The 19,363-nt window shown below is 54.4% G+C and carries 13 protein-coding genes; 6 read left to right on the top strand and 7 right to left on the bottom strand.

Features of this window, described 5'->3' with window-relative positions; all coding sequences use genetic code 11:
* Positions 1–134 precede the first annotated feature (134 nt).
* Positions 135–3,401, top strand: a complete 3,267-nt coding sequence (locus tag SIL79_RS19825; RefSeq protein ID WP_319619910.1) for a S41 family peptidase — start codon at positions 135–137, stop codon at positions 3,399–3,401.
* 104 nt (positions 3,402–3,505) lie between these two features.
* Here SIL79_RS19825 and SIL79_RS19820 read toward each other — a convergent pair whose 3' ends face one another.
* Complete coding sequence (locus SIL79_RS19820; RefSeq protein ID WP_071476269.1) at positions 3,506–3,949, bottom strand: OsmC family protein; 444 nt, start codon at positions 3,947–3,949, stop codon at positions 3,506–3,508.
* Between the two features lie 343 nt (positions 3,950–4,292).
* On the opposite strand from SIL79_RS19820, the gene SIL79_RS19815 reads away from it, so the two are divergent.
* Positions 4,293–5,855: a S8 family serine peptidase gene (locus tag SIL79_RS19815; RefSeq protein WP_071476308.1), complete on the top strand. Its 1,563-nt coding sequence runs from the start codon at positions 4,293–4,295 to the stop codon at positions 5,853–5,855.
* A 77-nt stretch (positions 5,856–5,932) separates the two neighbouring features.
* Here SIL79_RS19815 and SIL79_RS19810 read toward each other — a convergent pair whose 3' ends face one another.
* The 3 genes from SIL79_RS19810 to SIL79_RS19800 are packed head-to-tail and all read right to left on the bottom strand — an operon-like array spanning position 5,933 to position 8,164.
* A complete protein-coding gene (locus SIL79_RS19810; protein WP_071476268.1) occupies positions 5,933–6,256 on the bottom strand; it encodes a DUF3325 domain-containing protein in 324 nt (107 codons plus the stop codon).
* A complete protein-coding gene (locus SIL79_RS19805) occupies positions 6,253–7,860 on the bottom strand; it encodes a PepSY-associated TM helix domain-containing protein (protein WP_071476267.1) in 1,608 nt (535 codons plus the stop codon). Before SIL79_RS19805 ends, SIL79_RS19810 begins: the two co-directional genes overlap by 4 nt.
* A 1-nt stretch (position 7,861) precedes the next feature.
* Positions 7,862–8,164, bottom strand: coding sequence for a hypothetical protein (locus tag SIL79_RS19800; protein ID WP_071476266.1), 303 nt, complete (start codon positions 8,162–8,164; stop codon positions 7,862–7,864).
* Between the two features lie 350 nt (positions 8,165–8,514).
* Here SIL79_RS19800 and hpf point away from each other — a divergent pair, with 350 nt between their 5' ends.
* On the top strand, positions 8,515–8,871 hold the full coding sequence (gene hpf / locus SIL79_RS19795) for a ribosome hibernation-promoting factor, HPF/YfiA family (protein WP_039033763.1): 357 nt from the start codon (positions 8,515–8,517) through the stop codon (positions 8,869–8,871).
* Between the two features lie 75 nt (positions 8,872–8,946).
* Here hpf and SIL79_RS19790 read toward each other — a convergent pair whose 3' ends face one another.
* A complete protein-coding gene (locus SIL79_RS19790) occupies positions 8,947–9,669 on the bottom strand; it encodes a YebC/PmpR family DNA-binding transcriptional regulator (RefSeq protein WP_071476265.1) in 723 nt (240 codons plus the stop codon).
* 262 nt (positions 9,670–9,931) lie between these two features.
* Between SIL79_RS19790 and SIL79_RS19785 the strand changes: the two genes are divergently transcribed.
* On the top strand, positions 9,932–11,506 hold the full coding sequence (locus SIL79_RS19785; RefSeq protein ID WP_071476264.1) for a methyl-accepting chemotaxis protein: 1,575 nt from the start codon (positions 9,932–9,934) through the stop codon (positions 11,504–11,506).
* Positions 11,507–11,552: 46 nt separating this feature from the next.
* On the opposite strand, the gene SIL79_RS19780 is transcribed toward SIL79_RS19785, so the two are convergent.
* Complete coding sequence (locus SIL79_RS19780; RefSeq protein WP_071476263.1) at positions 11,553–12,134, bottom strand: TetR/AcrR family transcriptional regulator; 582 nt, start codon at positions 12,132–12,134, stop codon at positions 11,553–11,555.
* Positions 12,135–12,317: 183 nt separating this feature from the next.
* Between SIL79_RS19780 and SIL79_RS19775 the strand changes: the two genes are divergently transcribed.
* On the top strand, positions 12,318–13,361 hold the full coding sequence (locus SIL79_RS19775) for an alkene reductase (RefSeq protein ID WP_039033767.1): 1,044 nt from the start codon (positions 12,318–12,320) through the stop codon (positions 13,359–13,361).
* Here the strand turns inward: SIL79_RS19775 and SIL79_RS19770 are convergent.
* Positions 13,279–14,220 carry a substrate-binding periplasmic protein gene (locus SIL79_RS19770; RefSeq protein WP_071476262.1) on the bottom strand — a complete coding sequence of 314 codons (942 nt, stop codon included), beginning with the start codon at positions 14,218–14,220 and terminating at the stop codon, positions 13,279–13,281. The genes SIL79_RS19775 and SIL79_RS19770 overlap by 83 nt on opposite strands.
* A 188-nt stretch (positions 14,221–14,408) precedes the next feature.
* On the opposite strand from SIL79_RS19770, the gene SIL79_RS19765 reads away from it, so the two are divergent.
* Positions 14,409–19,355 carry a S8 family serine peptidase gene (locus SIL79_RS19765; protein WP_319619909.1) on the top strand — a complete coding sequence of 1,649 codons (4,947 nt, stop codon included), beginning with the start codon at positions 14,409–14,411 and terminating at the stop codon, positions 19,353–19,355.
* The last annotated feature ends 8 nt before the right edge of the window (positions 19,356–19,363 follow it).

Here is a 19,363-nt window from a genome sequence, read left to right as displayed (position 1 = left end):
TTTTCAGTATGCCTGCCGACACATTTGCTAAAACTTCTGTCGTCGGCAACAGCTGAATCCCGCCGCTTTCTCTGCTAACTTGTTGGGCTCGTAAAACCGCGCTAACTGATTAATAACAGAGAATAGAGGCATTGATGAAACTTCGTCACTCCGTGGCCTGCTGTATGCTGGCATTGGGAACTTTGGGCAGTGCAGCCGCCTATGCCGCAGAAGCGGGTCAGGGCTATTACCGTTCGCCCGCGATTCATGACAATACCCTGGTGTTTACTGCCGAAGGGGATATCTGGACTCAGACACTCGGGCAGGAGAAAGCTGCCCGTTTGACCAGCCTGCCGGCCGAAGAGCTGAATGCCAAGATCTCTGCCGATGGAAAATCGCTGGCGTTTACCGCCAACTATGATGGTGCCCAGGAAGTCTATGTGATCCCCATGAGTGGCGGGCTTGCAAAGCGCGTCAGTTTCGAAAACAGCCAGGTTCGGCTACAGGGCTGGACCGCAAATGGCGAAATTCTCTATGCCACAGACAATGCCCAGGGGCCGGCGAACTACTGGGTGCTGCGCTCGGTAAACCCGGATACCCTGACAACCCGCGATCTGCCGTTGGCCGATGCCATAGAAGGCGTGGTTGACCCACAAGGCGAGTATGTCTACTTCAGCCGCTTTGGGCTGCAAACCACAGGGGATAATGCCAAGGTGTACCGCGGCGGCGCCATGGGTGAACTGTGGCGTTATCAACTGGGGCAGGACAAAGAGGCTGTGCGGCTGGGCAAAGAGCATCAGGGCTCGCTGCGTCATCCCATGCTGTGGCAGGGGCGGGTCTATTTCGTCTCGGATGCCGATGGCAACGCCAATATCTGGTCTATGGCCAGCGATGGCTCAGATCTTAAACAGTTGACTCAATATCGTGATTTCGAAGTGCGCAGCCCCTATCTGGACGGCGGCCGCATAGTGTTCCAGCTGGGTGCCGATATTCACCTGTGGGACCTGGCTTCCGGGCAGGAGCAGAAGCTGGATCTGCGTCTGGCCTCAGACTTCCCCGAGCGGCGTGAACATTGGGTTAACGATCCGCTCGATTTTGCCACCAGTGCCAGGCTGGCCCCGGCAGGAGACAAGGTGGTCATCACTGCCCGCAGCCATGTGGCGCTGGCGACTACAGATGGTTCCCGCCTGGTAGAGCTGGACTCGGACGGCAAGCATAGAATGCGCAATGCACTGATGAGTCATGACGGCCGTTGGGTCTATGCCATCTCGGATGCTTCCGGTGAGCAGGAGATCTGGCGTTATCCCGCCGATGGCAGCGCTGGCGCCAAGCAGCTGACCCAAGATGGCAACACATTGAGAATGAGCCTGGAGCTGTCGCCCAATGGGCGTTATTTGGCTCATGATGATTATGCCGGTAATTTGTGGCTGCTGGATCTCAAAGACGGCAGTAACAAGAAGATAGTGACCAACAACGAAGGTCTCGGCCCCTATGTCGATATCCGTTGGTCGCCGGATAGCCGCTTCCTGGCTTTGACTCGCTCGGAAGTCGGTGCCCAGCGCAGCCAGGTGATGCTCTACTCGCTGGAATCCGCCAAGGGCGAGATGCTGACCAGCGACAAGTACGAGTCTTTCTCGCCCAGCTTCAGCCCGGATGGCCAGTGGCTCTATTTCCTGTCAAACCGTGAGTTCCAGGCCACTCCATCTTCGCCTTGGGGCGATCGCAACATGGGCCCCGTATTTGACAAGCGTAGCCAAATATTTGCCCTGGCATTGAGTCAGGATGCCCGTTTCCCATTCCAACGTCCCAACGAGCTGCAAGGCGCTATTGCCGGTGATGAAAAGGCCGCTGACGATAAGCTGCAAGTGGATTGGCAAGGCCTGAAGTCGCGGCTGTGGCAAGTCCCCATCGAGGCGGGTAACTACCAGAATTTGCAGGTGCTGGACTCGGGGCTCTATCTGCTCGATAGCGATATCACAGGCGAACAGTCGGCGCTCAAGCTGGTAAGGTTTGACCCTTTGAGCCCCAAGCTGGAAACCTTCGCCGATGATGTGCGCGATTATCAGCTCTCGGCCGATCAGAGCAAGGTATTGCTGCGTAAGCAGAGCAATCCCAAAGAGATGGTAATAGTGCCAGTGGGTGACAAACTGCCGGGCGATCTCAGCAATGCCGTGGTGCAAACATCCCAGTGGCAACTCGCCATTCAACCGCGTCAGGAGTGGCAGCAGATCTTTGAAGATGCCTGGCTGATGCACAGAGACTCCTTTTTCGACAAGAAGATGCGCGGTGTCGATTGGCAAGCCGCCAAGGCCAAATATCAGCCATTGCTGGACCGGCTCACCGACAGGCATGAGCTGAATGACATCTTCACTCAGATGATGGGGGAACTGGATGCGCTGCACTCTCAAGTGCGCGGTGGTGACTTTGCCAAGGATCCCGATATGCCCAAGGCCGCCGAGCTGGGTGCACGTCTGAGTCAGGTGAAAGATGGTGTCAAGGTAAGCCATATCTATCGCACCGACCCTGAGTTGCCGATGCAGGCCTCACCGCTGGCGCGCCCCGGAGTCGATGTCCGCGATGGCGACATCATCACCCATATCAATGGCCGTAAGCTGGCTACCCTGGCGCAGCTCACCTCCATGCTGCGTAATCAGGCCGATAAACAGGTGCTTTTGGGCCTCAAGCGCGGCAGCAAGCAGCACAAGGTAATAGTGCAGGCCATCAGCAACCGTGACAATGCCAAACTCAGGTATCTCGATTGGGTCAATGCCAATGCCGATAAGGTGGCCAAGGCCAGCGACGGCAAGATAGGTTATCTGCATCTGTATGCCATGAGCCGTGATGATATTGAGAGCTTTGCCCGCGAGTTTTACGCCAACTATGACAAGGATGGCCTGGTTATCGATGTGCGCCGCAATCGTGGCGGTAATATCGACAGCTGGATTATCGAAAAGCTGCTGCGTAAGGCCTGGGCCTTCTGGCAACCCACAACAGGTGCGCCTTATGTCAACATGCAGCAGACGTTCCGCGGCCACCTGGTGGTGCTGACAGATCAGTTGACCTACTCCGATGGTGAAACCTTCTCCGCCGGCATAAAGGCACTGGGATTGGCGCCCTTGGTGGGTAAACAGACGGCGGGCGCCGGGGTTTGGCTCTCGGGTCGCAACAGCCTCACCGACCGGGGCATGGCGCGGGTTGCCGAGTATCCTCAGTATGCCATCGATGGTCGCTGGGTGCTTGAAGGCCGAGGTGTCAGCCCGGATATCGAGGTAGACAACTTGCCACTGGCAACCTTCAACGGCAAAGACGCCCAGCTTGAGCGGGCTATCAGTTATCTCAAGGATGAATTGTTGCGGGAGCCGATACCGGCATTGAATGCTCGCCCCATGCCTCCCAAGGGGAAAGCGGACGATATTAAGTAAACGTCGAGGTATAAAAAACGGGGGATGCATTTGCATCCCCCGTGCAGGTGTTAGGGTGTTATCGGCCACTTGGTTCCCAGGCCGGTAGCACCCGTTTTTATTGCTCAGAAATTAATTTCCACTTCGGTATCTGCCGCCAGAGAGTTGGCGATAAAGCAGTTGGCATGTGCCTTTTCGTGGATCTTTGCCAATGTTTCCCTATCTATCTCGGTGCCTTCGGCAAAGGTCACTTCAGGATTAAGAGTCATGCGGGTCACGGCGATTTTACCTGATTCCTTCTTGCCGATTTCTGCGGTGGCGTTATCCCGGTAGCTCTCGACCGGTAAGCGCTTCAAGTGAGCTATAGTCAGGAAAGTCAGCATATGGCAGGACGACAGTGCCGCCAGCAGACTCTCTTCCGGGTTGACTTTGGTTTCATTGCCTTTGTATTCGGGGGCTGCTGACGCCAGCAGTTGTTGGCCAGTACCAAAGTCTATTTGATGATCGCGATTGAACTCTCCCTCGGGCGCCGGGCTGGTTTGCCAGGATACGGTCAGATGAAAACTCAATTGGATGCTCCTTGAGACGGTTTGCAAAGTAGCGGCCACTATAGCCTATTTGCCAAACCCTTGTCTGCCACTGGGGGGCAGGATCCATTTATGCTCGATATTTTTTGGCAAAATCAAGAGGAGATCTTTATTAAAGTGTTGTTTTTAAAGTTAATTACATGAATGTCTGCCATTAGTTCTTTGGTCTTAATTCTTTGGTCATTCCACCTACTTTAGTCTTGCATCTCAAGTCTGGCAGCGCTATAACAATAGCGTGTGTAAACACCTTGTTTCAATTGTTAATAAAAATAATATTTCGAGATAGATCGAAATGCAGACCAAAAACAAATTGCAGGAGAACATTATGCAGGCATTTTACAAGCCCCTCGCAGCAGCGGTGACTTTGGCGCTGTGCGTCGGTGCACAGGCTGCAGATAACGAGCGCTACATAGTCAAGTTTAAGGAGGGGAAAGGCCCCAGCACTATGGCGCAGATGAAGGCCATGGGTGCCAAAATGGAGCTGGATCTGTCGGCCCACAACGCCGCCGCTTTTTCTATTCCGGCTCAGGCTCTCAAGGGCCTGGCCAACAATCCCAACGTGGAATATGTCGAAGCGGATGTGAAGCGTTTCCCGCTTTCACAGATAGTGCCTTATGGTATTCCCATGGTGCAGGCCGACCAACTCAGTGACGCCCAGACCGGCAATATGAAGGTCTGCATCATAGATTCGGGTTACCAGTTGGCTCATGAAGATCTATCGGGCAACAATGTTGATGGCACCAATGATCCGGGTACCGGCAACTGGTACACAGATGAAAACCATCATGGTACCCATGTGGCCGGGACTATTGCCGCGCTCAACAATGGGGTTGGTGTGGTAGGCGTAAACCCCAACGGCAATCTTAACTTGCACATTATCAAGGTATTCAATGCCGATGGTTGGGGCTATTCATCCAGCCTGGTTGCCGCACTGGACAAGTGTGAACAGGCCGGCGCCAAGGTAATCAACATGAGTCTGGGTGGCAGCATGAAGAGCCGCACCGAGGACAGCGCCTTTGCTGCCGCCGACAGTCGCGGCATTCTGAGTATTGCTGCAGCCGGTAACGACGGTAATACCCGTCACTCTTATCCGGCATCTTATAACTCTGTGGTGTCGGTTGCCGCAGTGGATGCCAACAAGCAGCATGCGGATTTCTCACAGCGTACCAGTCAGGTTGAGCTCTCCGGCCCGGGGGTCGGCGTACTTTCCTCTGTGCCTATGGGCACTGCATTGGTAGCTGCTGCCGCTGTTGCCGGCAATGGTTATGAGGCCATAGGTATGGAAGGCTCACCTACAGGTAGCGCCGCCGGTACTCTGGCTGACTGCGGCACAGGTGAGAGCCAGTGTGATGCCGCCGGCAAGGTGTGTTTAATTCAGCGCGGTAATATCGCCTTCTCCGACAAGGTGCTCGCCTGTGAAAACGGCGGTGGTGTTGCGGCCATTATCTACAACAATGAGCCGGGGGCCTTAAACGGGACTCTGGGTGAGGTGGTTACCGCCATTCCGTCTGTGGGTGTGAGTGATACCGATGGTGCGGCCATGTTGGCGGCCGTGGGCAGCAATGCCAGCGTTGATATCGGCGCGGGTAACTATGCATACTTCGACGGCACTTCGATGGCGACACCTCATGTGGCCGGGGTTGCGGCCTTGGTGTGGAGTCATTTCCCTCAGTGCAGCAACAGTGACATTCGTGCGGCATTGCGTGCCACCGCCGAAGATCTTGGCGCTTCCGGCCGTGATGATGAGACAGGTTATGGTCTGGTACAGGCCAAGGATGCTGTGGATTATCTGACCGCCAATGGTTGCTCCGGCAGTGGCACCGGCGGTGGCGGTGACACAGGTGGATGTAAGGGCAAAGGCTGTAAAAACCCGAAAAATCCTCGCTGATTGCTGGATCTCTTTTGAGATACACACTAAAAAGCGCTGCAGTTGCAGCGCTTTTTCATGGTTTGAGGCAGAGTTGGCTAGATAAACCAAACCGCTATCAGGATGACAGGTGCCAATATTAACGTTTTTGGTAGGCTACGGCTGGCATAGCTGAGCTGTAAAACCACAGGTAGGGCAGCCAGCGTCATCAGACCGAAAAACAGTATGCTACCGTAACCCCAATCATATTTTGTGACACACAGTATCAGGCTCATCAGTAGCGTCAGCCAACCACTGACATACAATAGCTGGCTTTCCAATGTTTTTGGCGCGCGCCCCATGGCCTCACGGAAATGACCGAACATGGACATGGCCAGCAGGCCAAAGGCGAGATAAGTCAACGCAATAAGTGCAATCATCATCCGCGCACCGCCTTAAGTTTTTGGGCCTTGGCCGTTTGTTTCATTGGCTGTCTCCCCAAACGCTTGAAGGCAAATAAGCCAAGGGCAGCGAAGGCCAGCGCCAGCAGATCAAATCCTGCCAATTGCCATTGACCGGCCGCGAGGTTGCTCAGCAGGTTGGCTGGCGAGGTCAGGGCGTTCAGCAGCGGCAAGAACGCCAGTGCGGCTGTCAGCGCCGCCAGTTGAGCGCGCCACATGGCTCTGTCTCGGCGCCAGATAGCCAGCAGGCCACTGATCACCAGCAGAATAAAGAAACTGTGAACCTCCCATTGACTGCGGCCAGGCAAAGAGGCCGGCAGCAGGCGATTGGCATAGAAAAAGGCCACTGTACCCAGGGGTAGGCCGAGGATAAACATCAGGTTCAGCGTTTCCACCAGGCGCAGACCCAGGCTGGGCTTGGCGCCCTGACTGATGGCTTTTTGTTGTTTCTGGCGAATCTTAACCGCCCACATCAAGGTACCGCTGGCTATCATCACGCAGCCGCTCAGCCCCAGAAGGAAGAAGAGCCCCCTCAGTACGGGGCCGGAGAAACGGGCGGTGTGCAAGGACATCATGGCGTCGTGGGTTGCCTTGGCGGCGCTGATGTCGTTGTCCGCGCTGTAGAGAAGCTCGCCATCAGTACCGCTGAACACCATAAACAGCTCCCGCTCTGTAACCTGCTCGCCTGTGTTGAAAGTGACCACTACCCGGCTGTTGGCATCATCCGGGTTGATCACTGACACCGACTTGAGCGGCAGTTCGGCAAAGGTTTGCTGCACCTTGGGCAGGAAGCTTGCCAGTGGCAATTGAGGCGCGGCTTCATTGGCGGCAGCTATGCGGGTGAAGCTGCTGCCGGGGCGGGCTTCATTGATAAATTCCCGGCGGTCACTGTCATAGTTGACCAATATGCCCCAAGGCATATAGATGATCATCAGGGTGATAAGCCCGGTATAAGTGATCATCAGATGGAATGGCAGTGCCAGTACCGAACTGACATTATGGGCATCGAGCCAGGAACGGCTGCCCTTGCCGGGGCGAAAGCTGAAGAAGTCCTTGAAGATGCGTTTATGGATCACTATTCCTGAGATGATCGCCAGCAGCATAAACATGGTGCAGAAACCGACAATCCAGCGCGCCGTGATGGCCGAGATATAATGCAGATCGAAATGCAGGCGATAAAAGAAGTTGCCGCCGCGGCTCTCCCGCACTTCAGTCACATAGCCGCTGTTATCGGCCTTGACTGCATGTTCACTGAAGGCGCCGCGGCGCTGTCCCGGCTCCGGCGGCTGTTGCCAGCCATAACTCAACATGGGATGACGCTCAGTGGGGAATTCAATCAGCCAGCGCTGGGCGTTGACCGCATTTTGCCTGAGATAATCCTCGCCCTGACTCAGTTGCTCAGTAAGGCGGGTGGTATCGTAGGATTGGAACACCTCTTTGTGTAGCTCAGGCTGATTCCACAGGCTGATTTCATGGCGATAGTAGCTCAGGGTGCCGGCAAAAAACACCAATAACAGTACCCAACAAACCAGCAGGCCTACCCAGGTGTGTAGCCAGGTCATAGTTCGAAAAAAACTGTCTTTCATCTCAAGCCCCCAGCAGTTTCAGCACGCCAAACAAGGCGGCCGCCAGCAGCAGGAGTTCCTGCCAGGCCCGCAAACTGCGTTTGATGCAAAATACCCTGATAACCACCAGGGCGTAGATCAAAAAAGACAGCATCATGGCGCACACTGTACTGTCGATACGGCTCATCGGCAGACTCACAGCCAACAGGGCACAGGCCAAAGACGCAATAAGATAACCGCCAATAATAGATGCCAGCGCCCGGCTGATAATGGTCAGGGCTTGGGGATGGCGCCTGGGAAACTGTAATAGAGATAAAGATTTCATGATTGCTGCGGATAGTGCATTGGTCATCAAGGGAAAGAGATGCGCTGATTCTATCTTAATAATGCTTAATGATAAACATTAGCATTCGTGTTTTACTTGTAAATGATGCCTGTATCAAGTTGGCCAGGGTTTGATAATGAAGGGGCTGAAAATATTGAACTGAATTAAATCGAGCTAATTACAGGCGATAAAAACAGCACTAAACAGGGAGTATGATGAACTCTGGATTAATTTTGACCATACAAGAGCAGAATAAGGCACTTATCGAGCTTTATTTGAACATTGCCCCTTGTGTTTTACGCTGAAAGCCCCAAGCTCTATAAGTGAATCAGCAGAAAAAAGGAAAACCTATGAAAATTCAGCTTTCAGGTCATCATGTTGAAGTTACAGCAGCAGTACGTAGCCATATCGAAGAGAAGTTTTCCAAAATCGCCAAGCATTTTCCCAGCCTGATCGGCTTGGACATCATTATTGCCAAAGAGCATGGCGTACATCAGGTTGATATTCGAACCAATTACGAGGGGGTGGCGGTCGCGGCCTCCGGCAAGAACGAAGTCATGTATCCGGCTATCGCCGAGGCAGGCAAAAAACTGGAAGCGGCGCTCAAGCACAGAAAGGGACAGCTCAAAGCCGATCTTCATGAAAAGCCCGAGGTGACGACCCCGGAAATTGCCCACGAGATCATCCAGGAAATGGAACTGCGTTAATTCAAGGACTTAACTTTGATGCAGAAATGAAAAAGGGACCATCTGGTCCCTTTTCCATATTCTAAATCTTTGAGATTATTCGATGATCTCGGCGTTGTGATAGACATTTTGCACGTCATCACAGTCTTCCAGTGCGGCAATAAACTTGTCGAACTGGGCGACATCTTCACCGGACACTTCCACCATGTTCTGTGGCACGAAAGTGATCTCTTCCATCTCAAAGTTGATCTCGGGGAAGGCTTCCTGCAATGCCGTCTTGGCTTTGTAGAATTCTGTGTTGGGGGCGTAGACACTGATCATGCCATCTTCCAACTCGACATCGGCAACATCGACATCGGCCATCATCAGGGCCTCGAGAACCACTTCATCATCTTCACCGGGGAAGACAAATACCGCCTGGTGATCGAACATGTGGGCCACAGTGCCTGGGCCACCCAGTTTGGCATCATTCTTCACAAAGGCCTGACGAACCTCGGTGAAGGTGCGCTTGCCGTTGTCGGTCAGACAGTCGACAATCACCATACAGTTACCCGGGCCGAAACCTTCATAGCGGGCAGTATCATAGTCTTCACCGCCACCACCTTTGGCCTTGTCGATAGCCCGGTCAATAACGTGTGCCGGTACCTGATCTTTCTTGGCGCGCTCAATCAGGCGCCGCAGTGCCAGGTTACCGTCGGGATCGACACCGCCACCCTTGGCACACACGTAGATCTCTTTCCCGTAACGGGAGTAGACCTTGGTCTTCTGTGCGGCCGTTTTGGCCATGGATTCCTTGCGGTTTTGATATGCTCTGCCCATCTTTGCAATGTCTCATCAATGCGTTGAAAAAGAGTGGCAGATTCTAGCAGCTTTCCCACGCTAAATGCACCTGTCCGCCCGTCGGGCTGCCGGCAGTGTGAAGCCACGCCTGATCATGCTTACCGTCTCCCGCCGTAGAAGTTCATAGCCTCACTATAGACTTATGTCCAATTCGGCAGATCGCTGTGCTTTGGGTTATGCTGAAAACTCAAGAATCCCTTATTTGGTGCAAACCAACACTAAGGATAGGAAGGGAGGCTGCATGTCTGAGGAAAACCGTATTTGGCCTATGCTGGCGGGTTTGCTGCTCGGGGCGCTGGCACTGGGTTGTGTCCAGTTGGCTTTAAGTGCCGACAATCTATTACTTTCACTGCTTGGATGGTGTCTTGCGCTTCTTGGCCCTGTATTGGCGCTGCGCTGGGCTTCCCGCCCTGTGGTTCAAAATGCCAAGCAGGTATCCAGCGAGAGCGCAGGTGATGACAAGGCGGCGCAGCAACTGGGCCGGGATGCCAGTCGTATTGCTATCGGCGCTGCCGAAGTGTCCCACTTTGTTGACCAGCTCAAGCTCACTCTGGATTCCAGTGGCCAGCAAGCCGGGCAAATTGCCGTGGCTGCCAATCAGCTGAGTCATACTACCGTGGTCTTGAGTGAACACGCCGAAGTGGTGCTCAATCAGGCACAGGCATCCCGCAGTGTCAGCATGGAAGGGCGTCAGTATGCTGTCAGTGGTTTTCGTGCGGTTGAAGCCTTGAGTCAGGATGTCGACAAGGCCGCCTCCGGCGTGGGGCAACTCAAGGCGCAGGCCGATGCCATAGGCAAAATCACCGAAGTGATTGACAGTGTTGCTGCCCAGACCAATCTGTTGGCGCTCAATGCCGCCATTGAAGCCGCCAGAGCCGGAGAGGCGGGCAGGGGCTTTGCCGTTGTGGCCGATGAGGTGCGCAGTCTGGCGGCCAAGACCGCAGAGGCTACTCAGAATATTGCCGCCATGTTGACCCAGATTAGAGAGCTGACCGATGGCACCTCACAGCTAATGAATCAGGTGGTTAGCCAAACGGCCGGCGCCGTGGATGCCATGAATTCATTGGAGCAGAGGTTTGACAGTATCGCTTCGGGTGTCGAGGACTCGGCGCAGGCGTTGGAGCAGATTGAGGCGGCTTTACGTGAATATCGCGGCACGACGGCGGATATTTCCAATGCTATTACCCATATCAGCGAGTCGCTGACAGATACAGGTCGTCGCAGCGAGCAGATCTCCCGTCAGGCCTTTGGGCTGTCGCAGACCACAGAGGGAATGTTCCGGGCGCTTTCCCATTGGGATACCGGTAGTTTCGATCAGCTTATTCTCAAACAAGCGCAGCAGGCCGCCAAGGCTTGCGGCCAGGCGCTGGAGCAAGGATTGGCGGAAGGCAAATTTACTGAGCAGCAGCTGTTTTCGCCGCAATATCGGCCGATAGCGGCAACAGAGCCACCCAAATACAACACCGCCTTTGACGGTTTTACCGACAAGCACTTTCCGGCCTTGCAGGAACCGATACTGGAGCGTCACCGGGAGGTGATTTACGCCGGTGCGGTTGATAAGAAGGGCTACTTTCCGACTCACAATCAGCGTTTCTGCCAGCCGCTGACCGGCGATAGGGAGCGGGATATGCTGCAAAACCGCACCAAGAGATTGTTCAACGACCCAACAGGGATCCGCTGCGGCCAGCACACAGAGCCGGTGCTGCTGCAGACCTACAAACGTGATACAGGCGAGGTGATGCACGATCTCTCTGTGCCCATCTATGTTAAGGGCAAACACTGGGGTGGCTTTCGGATAGGCTTCAAGGCCCAGTGATGCTGCAGTGCGACTGCGCCTTGGGCGCTCAAGGCTTGCGGTCGGCTCAGAGACTCAGGTGTTCAAACAGCTCTGTGGCCAGGGCACTGAGTTCATCGGCGCTCGGGCGAGTATGGGCATAAGTGCGCAGGCCATAAATACCCATCATCAGAAACCGGGTCAGTTGCGCCGGATCTTTATCGGCGGCCAGTTCACCTTGCGCCTGGGCCTGCTGCAGTATCTGCTGCAACGCCGTTTGCCATTGCTGTAGATGTTGGTTCACTCTTTGTTGCACAGCCAGATCTTGCTCACCCACTTCGCTCAAGGCCTTGACCAAAAGGCAGGCCTGGCTGGTGTCACAGCTGAGGCACTCGCTGACTATGTTGTCCAGATAACGCCGCAGGCATTCGAGCCGTGAACCCTCGGCCGGGAAAAAGCCCTGTAGCTGCTGCTCGCGATCGGCATGGTACTGGTCAATCGCCGCCAGAAACAGCCCGTGCTTATTGTCGAAGGCACAATAGATAGACCCCGGATGCAAGCCGGTTGCCCGGGTCAGATCCTGCATACTCGTCTTGCTGTAACCCTTGGCCATGAAGGCATTCATGGCGCTGCGCAGCACTTTCTCGCGATCGAATTCGGCGTTTCTCATAAGATGATTTCCCACTGTGATGCGCCGAGTTTACTGCAATTTGAACATTTGTTCAAAAAAGGCTTGAATGATCATTCAACAATCTTTATCTTGAACAAACATTCAAATAGGGGCTCAGCTCCTCAGGCTCTGAATAAGGCGAATGCCAGTGACTGAGCCGTTAACTCGCCAAGGGCAGGAACCATGTACCAGAACTTGTTTGAACAGTATCGTCTCAATGACAGCATCACGCTCAATAACCGCTTTATGATGGCGCCGCTTACCCGTTGTATGGCCGATGCCGATTTGGTGCCGACCGATGCCATGTTGGCTTACTACGCCCGCCGCGCCGAGGCTGGGCTGATCATCAGTGAAGCCACCATCATTCGCCCGGATGGGCAGGGCTATCCCAATACTCCTGGGCTCTTTACCCAGGCTCAGATTGCCGGTTGGCGCAGGGTGACAGATGCCGTGCATGAAAAGGGCGGTAAGATTTTTGCCCAGCTGTGGCACACAGGCAGGGTCGCGCATCCGCACTTTTTTAATGGTGAGCATGTGTTGGCACCATCTGCCGTGGGCGTTGAAGGTACAGTGCCGAGAATGCGCGAGCTGAGCTATCAAACCCCAAAGGCGGCCAGCAAGGCCGAGATTGCTGAACTGGTGCGTGATTATGCCAAGGCGGCAGAAAACGCCATTGAGGCCGGTTTCGATGGTGTGGAGATCCACGGCGCCAACGGTTATCTCATCGATCAGTTCCTGCATTACGACAGCAACCGACGTGAAGATGAGTACGGTCAAACGCCTGAAAACATGAGCCGCTTTGCCCTGGAAGTTGTGGATGCCACCATAGCCGCCATAGGTGCAGATCGCACGGCGCTGCGTTTGTCACCCGGGGCATACTTTAATATGAGTGCCGATCCCCGTGACCGTCAGGTGTTCGATTATCTGCTCGCTGAGCTTGGCTCACGCCGATTGGCCTATCTGCACGAGGGCATGTTTGACGACAACATGCGCTTTGACTTCCTCGATGGCCGGGTATCGGACTACATGCGCCGTCACTACCAGGGAAATCTGGTGGGTGTGGGTGGCTACAGCCCGGAAACGGCCGCTGAGGCGATTGCTGCCGGGCGTTTTGACCTGGTCGCCATAGGCCGCCCCTTTATTGCTAACCCTGACTATATCGCCAAGGTTCGCAGCGGTGAGCGCCTGCAGGATTACTCGGATGAGATGCTGGCCACTCTTGACTGAAGCAGAACATCCCGTTCGGAGTCTTATCCTTAACCCGCTTAGCCATGGCGCCATCGAGATGCAGTATTGGCGGCGCCCGGCGTCCTTGTAGAATTGCCCCATATTTGGCGAGTATTTTGGCATACTCGCCGTTTTTTTTGATTGTCTCCAGCCCTTGATTGAACTCGGCTATTAACTCTGCGCCATGGGGATGAAGGCGACTGGTGCTCAGGTGCAGGTTGCGAATATCCAGTGGCGGACCGGTAAAGTCGAAGCTATCTTCCTGGTGCAGACGCCAGAATGTATCTGTGGCGACAATCTCATCCTCCAGAGTCAAATCCAGACGCCCCACTGCCAACATCTTCAGATTGGACTCCAGACTGTTGTTGGGCACGCGAATAAAATCGCTAGCGGCGCGAAAACCGGTTTGATAGCTGTATCCGCGTACCACGCCGATTCTTTTCTCCTTGAGGCTGTCGAGATCTGTGTATTCAAAGGGATCGCCACGGCGCTTGATGAAACGCTGGCGATTTTGCAGATAGGGCTCAGAAAACAACAGCACTTGCTCTCGCTCCGGCGTATGCCAGGTCGCCAGCAGCAGATCGGTTTTGGCCTCTTTAACCGACCTCAGTGCCCGTGCCCAGGGTTTTAACTCCACCTGTAAGCGATAACAATGAACCGCCAGCGCGCTCTGAACTATTTCCAGTGCCAAACCGGTTTTGCCATCGGTCTCAATAAAAGGAGGCCAGGGATCATTGGTCAGTGTCAGATGCAGCGGTACTGCCGGTTCAGAAGTTGAAGGGGATGAAGGATTACAGTTAGCGAAAGCCAGCCATGGCTGCTGCAGAAATAGCAGAAAAAATACCCAAGTCAGTTTCATATTTAACCTTCATATCAGAGGCTTGGAACCCAACAATGCTGAAATAGAACTGCAGGTGTCGTCAGCATCCCATACATTTGTATGTAATTGCAAGGTTACCAAATGCTACGAAATTGTTTGTTTTTGTTTGTTATATCTGTAGTGCAGATTAACTGCGCAACTGAAAGCAAGAGTCTTAAAGAGGACCTATGACTATAACAAATAATCAACTTGGAACGCGGTTCCGTCAGACGGCGTTGGCCAGTCTGACCGCGCTCTATTTCGGCGGCATGATGAGCGCCAGCGCCCAGGTGCAGATGCAACCTGTGGGCAAAGGCAATTTCTATCAGCCAAGTTTTACCAAAGAACAGGTGTTGGCGGCAGACAAGGCCCGCAAGGCGAGTCTTGAAGGTGATATTTATGCCGGTCAGCCGGGAGTGCTCAATCAGGTGTTGCGTCAACGGACACCGGAACAGATATTTCAACCGGATCCATCTGTCAGTGGCGTTCAAAGTTATATAGTGCAGCTTAATGAAGAGCCTCTGGCAACTTATGACGGTAGTATTTCAGGGCTGGCGGCCACCAAGGCACCAAAAAATCGTTCGCTGATCGCCAAAGGTCGGGTCAGTGTCAATACGACTGATGCCAGGGCTTACAGCCGCTTCCTGGAACAGCGCCAGGACAGTTTCGTAAACCGCGCCCGTCAGGCCGGCGCCAATCTGCAGTTGAAACAGCGCTTCACCGTCGCCAGCAATGCTATGGTGGTGGAGATGACTCAGGAAGATGCCAAAATTCTTGCCCGCCAGAGCGGCGTCAAGCGGATAACCCCTAACCGCATTTTCCAACTGCGTACCGACAGAGGGCCTGAGTTTATCGGTGCCGACCGGATCTGGCTCGGCCAGGACCCGAGTACAGGCCTGGCTGCCAAGGGCGAGGGCATGTTGGTCGGGATCATAGATACCGGGGTTAACACAGATCACCCGGCCTTTGCCGAGGATCAGGACTATGTGCGTTTGAATCCGCTCGGTAGCAACAAGTTTACCGGTGATTGTGTCGACAGCCCTGAGCTGTGTAACAACAAACTGGTGGGGGTACATTCCTATCCCGAGATCACAGATGTTTACGGTGCGCCGGAATTTCAGGCCAACCCCTGGGGCACACCTGTCATGGTGCGCCCGGCCAATGGTGAGGACTATAACGGCCATGGCTCCCACACCGCCAGCACAGTAGCAGGTAACCATCTGGATAATACACCTTTGCAGGCTGCAACAGGTGACGCTACCAGTGATGGGGTTAATGTGCCCTTTAACTTCCCGTCTACCAGCGGTGTAGCGCCGCGGGCACATATCATCTCTTATCAGGTGTGCTGGCCCGGCAATGGTGGTGATCCCTATGCAGGTTGTCCCGAGTCGGCGATTCTGGCGGCTTTTGAAGATGCGATTGCCGACGGGGTCGATGCGATAAACTTCTCAATCGGTGGCGCTGAATCTTTACCCTGGGCCGACCCTATGGAGTTGGCTTTTCTGGCAGCCCGTGAAGCGGGGATTTCTGTGGCCGTAGCGGCCGGTAATGCCGGCGCCTATTGGAGCGCGGATCACAGCTCTCCCTGGGTGACAACTGTTGGCGCCACCACCCACGACAGGGTGCTGGAAGCCGGTAGCAAGCATATAGACAACTTCGGCGGCAACGAACGTTATCGCCCGTCCGAGCCTATTGCAGGCAAGAGTTTCTCCGGCAGCATTACCGGTGAGGTGGTGCTGGCTGAAAACTATGCCGACCCTGATCCCAGTGATGATTTCAACGCCGCTTCCTGCAACGCCCCTTTCCCTGCCGGAACCTTCCGCGATGACCAGATGGTCATCTGTGAGCGCGGTGACATTCCCAGAGTGGACAAGGCCAAGAATGTAGCGGCCGGCGGCGCCGGTGGTTTTATTCTGCAAAACGTGGACTATCAGGTCGACAATCTGGTGGCCGACAGCTTTGTGATCCCTGGGATCCAGGTGAAGCAGAGTAACAGATATAAGCTGAAAAACTGGGTTAAATACAGTGAGCCTGGCACGGCTGTCGCGACTATCTCGGATTTCAGCAACGAGTATCTATTTGACGACGCGTTGGCCAATAACCTGGCGCCTTTCAGCTCAATGGGCCCGAGCCGCACCAACAACACCTTGGTGCCGGATCTTACTGCTCCCGGGGTACAGATTTACGCTGCCAACGCAGATGATCAACCCTTTACCGGAGCGCCGGATGCTTCTGACTGGACCTTTATGAGCGGCACTTCAATGGCAGCCCCCCATGTGACGGGTGCCATGACGTTGCTGATGCAGCTGCATCCAGAGTGGACCCCGGCTGAAGTGCAGTCGGCGCTGATGATGACTGCCGGGCCTGTGTATCTCAACACAGGTTATGAGTTGCTGGAGCCTTTCTATCACTTTATGGCCGGCGCCGGTGCCATTAATGTGGCCCGTGCAGCCGATACCGGCCTGGTGATGGATGAGACCATAGAAAATTACCGTAATGCCAATCCGGAAAACGGTGGGATAGTCAATTGGCTCAACCTGCCTTCTATGGTGGAAATGGCCTGTGAGCAAAGCTGCAGCTGGATGCGTACTGTTACTGCTACCCGCGACGGCAGCTGGAGTGCCGAGGCTTTGGGTCAGGAGCAGGGCTTTGAGCTCAGCGTTTCTCCCACGAACTTTACTCTTGCCAAGGGTGAGAGTCAGACCCTGGTGATCAAGGCCAAAGTGCCGCCGCTGATTGAGTCCAACGTCAATCCGAGCGAACCGGGAACGCCTTGGCAACAGGTACAAAACAAAAACACCTTCTTCAATGGTGAGCTCAGGCTCACTGAAGCGTCGGGTGCTTCCCCTGAGCTGCACATGCCAGTGGTGGTGGCCAGTAAGGCAGATCAGATGCCGGTATCCATGGATTTGGAGATCAGCCGCTCTCAGGGCAGTGAGACTCTGAAGATGAATACCTCGGCCTATGCCCAGCTGACGCCACGTTTCTACGGCCCAGTGCAGCCTGAACTTAAAAGTGCCACCCTGGAAGCCGTGGCGCCATTCCTTGACCTGGACTACATAGAAAAGGGCTGGGATATTCAAACAGTCACGGTTCCTGAAGGCGCCAAGCGTTTGGTGGTGGAAGTGCAGAGCGCCAAGCGCACCAGCACGCTTGAGGATATGAACCCACGCTATTCAGGGGTGTTCCCTTTTGTGATCCTGGGTCGTGATGCCAACGGCAACAACGGCTTTATCCCTTCGCAGGAGGAGATGGAACAGGATGACAGGGCGCTCAAGGCTGAATACGATGCCGAGCTGATGTGTTTCTCTTCCAGCCAAGCCGAAAACAACCTTTGTAGCCTGGAAAATCCTGCTCCCGGTACTTATTGGTTTGCCACCGCCATGGCTTATGGCAAGGGGGAAGTGGAAGCTGTGACCGGCCATGCGGTGATCATGGCCGATGACGATCGTGGTATGTTGAGCTTGGATGGCCCGGCATCGCACGATGGCAACGGTGACTACCAGTTGACTCTTAACTGGAATATTCCCGATGCCAAGCAAGGGGATGTTTTCTATGGCGGTATGGATCTCGGTGCCGGGCCGGGCGCTGAAGGTTCTTTCGGTTTTAGTGCCCTCAATATCCGCCGCAGCGAGGATGCCGTCAGTTGGACAGTCAGCCAGGACAAGGCGCTGAGTGAAGATGTTGTGGATGTTACCGTTAAACTGGCGGCCAACCTGGAATCCCGCGATCGCAACTATGAACTGCAGCTCAAGTTACCCGAAGGCATGCGTTTGGCGCCGGCGACCATCAAGAGTAATAATCCTGCGGTTGCCGAAGCGATTGTTGCCGATGAAAACGGTTTGACGCTGACAGGCTTGCAGCCCAGCACTCGGCTCCTTGAGCGGCAATACAAAGTCAGTACCAACCTTAACGATGCCATGTGTCGTACACCTATGATTGATGAGTACTCCACCGGTGGCTACATAGATCTCTTTGGTGAGTTTGGTATGCAGCCCAATGCCGACTGGTTGGTCGGTGATTCTCAAACCAGTGTCGATGTGCCTATTGACTGGTTGTTCTACAAAGAGGGCGCCGAGTTTAAGGTGTACAATCAGGCCAATGCCGGTTATATGCGGATGCACACAGTGGGCGCGTTGCAGTTTAACACTGCCTACTGGTATATGGGGGCGCACCGTGGCCCGGGTTTCCTCTACGAGGCGCTGGCACCCTTCTGGCGTGGCAGTTTCGAGATGAAGTACCGCCGTCATTGGGAAGAACCATGGGGCCTGACCATAGCGTCTCAGTATAAGGAAGAACGTCCGGATCTGGGAGATTTGTTGTTCCTCGAGTTTGATAATGTTACCGACCGCCAGACAGGTCAGGAGTTTGACTTCCAGACCATACTGCGTAGTGGTATCGACGATCATCCAGGTATGTATGAGATCATCTATGCCTACCAGAATCTGGGGGCCGATGTGGCCGACGGTGCTGTGTTTGTCGAAGGCTTTGACAGTACCTGGTCCAGTGATGCGGGGCCGAAGAATGGCTATCTTTATGAGATGCTGGGCTTCGATAATCTGGATACCTTGCTCGAGGAAGACCTGGTTATCTGTTTTGATTACTCAGGGCCTGAGCAAAGCAGGGTCGAGCTGAGCTTCAAGGCGGCGATTCAACCTGGTGCTACCGGTAAGGCGCTTGCCATGACGCTGGATTACGATCTTGAAGGCGGCGAACCGGAAACCCTGAGCCATCAAATTGTGGTTAAAGGCAATATCCAACTGGCGCCACTCAGTGACATGAGCGTTGCTGAAAATGGCCGTATAGACGGTATTGCCGTGACTTATATTGATGCCGATAAAGTGCCTAATCTGTTGGAGGTCAGTGGTGAACACATCAGCGCAGAGATTAACGGTGACAGTTTCAACCTGATCCCAGAGGCCGATTTCCACGGTGAAACCCTGGTCACAGTAACTGTGCGTGATAGCCTCAACAGCGGCGATGCCGCCAGCACCAGCTTTATGCTGAAGGTGGAGTCCGACGGGGTTGACCCTGTGAGCCCACCAGAGCCGCCGGTGGATGAGTCAGACTCGGGTGGTTCACTCGGCTGGAGTTTACTGCTCTTGTCGCTGGGATTGCTGCGACGTCGGCGTTAAGCCCAGTT

It is taken from the genome of Shewanella indica, from assembly GCF_033842865.1.
GTDB classification, from domain to species: domain Bacteria; phylum Pseudomonadota; class Gammaproteobacteria; order Enterobacterales; family Shewanellaceae; genus Shewanella; species Shewanella indica.
This window is presented reverse-complemented; position numbering and strand designations above follow the sequence as displayed.

Bases quoted from the DNA above. Each gene is read 5' to 3' on its own strand.
- SIL79_RS19825 (WP_319619910.1), top strand. From the start codon at position 135: ATGAAACTTCGTCACTCCGTGGCCTGCTGTATGCTGGCATTGGGAACT.
- SIL79_RS19815 (WP_071476308.1), top strand. From the start codon at position 4,293: ATGCAGGCATTTTACAAGCCCCTCGCAGCAGCGGTGACTTTGGCGCTG.
- SIL79_RS19810 (WP_071476268.1), bottom strand. From the start codon at position 6,256: ATGATGATTGCACTTATTGCGTTGACTTATCTCGCCTTTGGCCTGCTG.
- SIL79_RS19805 (WP_071476267.1), bottom strand. From the start codon at position 7,860: ATGAAAGACAGTTTTTTTCGAACTATGACCTGGCTACACACCTGGGTA.
- SIL79_RS19800 (WP_071476266.1), bottom strand. From the start codon at position 8,164: ATGAAATCTTTATCTCTATTACAGTTTCCCAGGCGCCATCCCCAAGCC.
- hpf (WP_039033763.1), top strand. From the start codon at position 8,515: ATGAAAATTCAGCTTTCAGGTCATCATGTTGAAGTTACAGCAGCAGTA.
- SIL79_RS19790 (WP_071476265.1), bottom strand. From the start codon at position 9,669: ATGGGCAGAGCATATCAAAACCGCAAGGAATCCATGGCCAAAACGGCC.
- SIL79_RS19785 (WP_071476264.1), top strand. From the start codon at position 9,932: ATGTCTGAGGAAAACCGTATTTGGCCTATGCTGGCGGGTTTGCTGCTC.
- SIL79_RS19780 (WP_071476263.1), bottom strand. From the start codon at position 12,134: ATGAGAAACGCCGAATTCGATCGCGAGAAAGTGCTGCGCAGCGCCATG.
- SIL79_RS19775 (WP_039033767.1), top strand. From the start codon at position 12,318: ATGTACCAGAACTTGTTTGAACAGTATCGTCTCAATGACAGCATCACG.
- SIL79_RS19770 (WP_071476262.1), bottom strand. From the start codon at position 14,220: ATGAAACTGACTTGGGTATTTTTTCTGCTATTTCTGCAGCAGCCATGG.
- SIL79_RS19765 (WP_319619909.1), top strand. From the start codon at position 14,409: ATGACTATAACAAATAATCAACTTGGAACGCGGTTCCGTCAGACGGCG.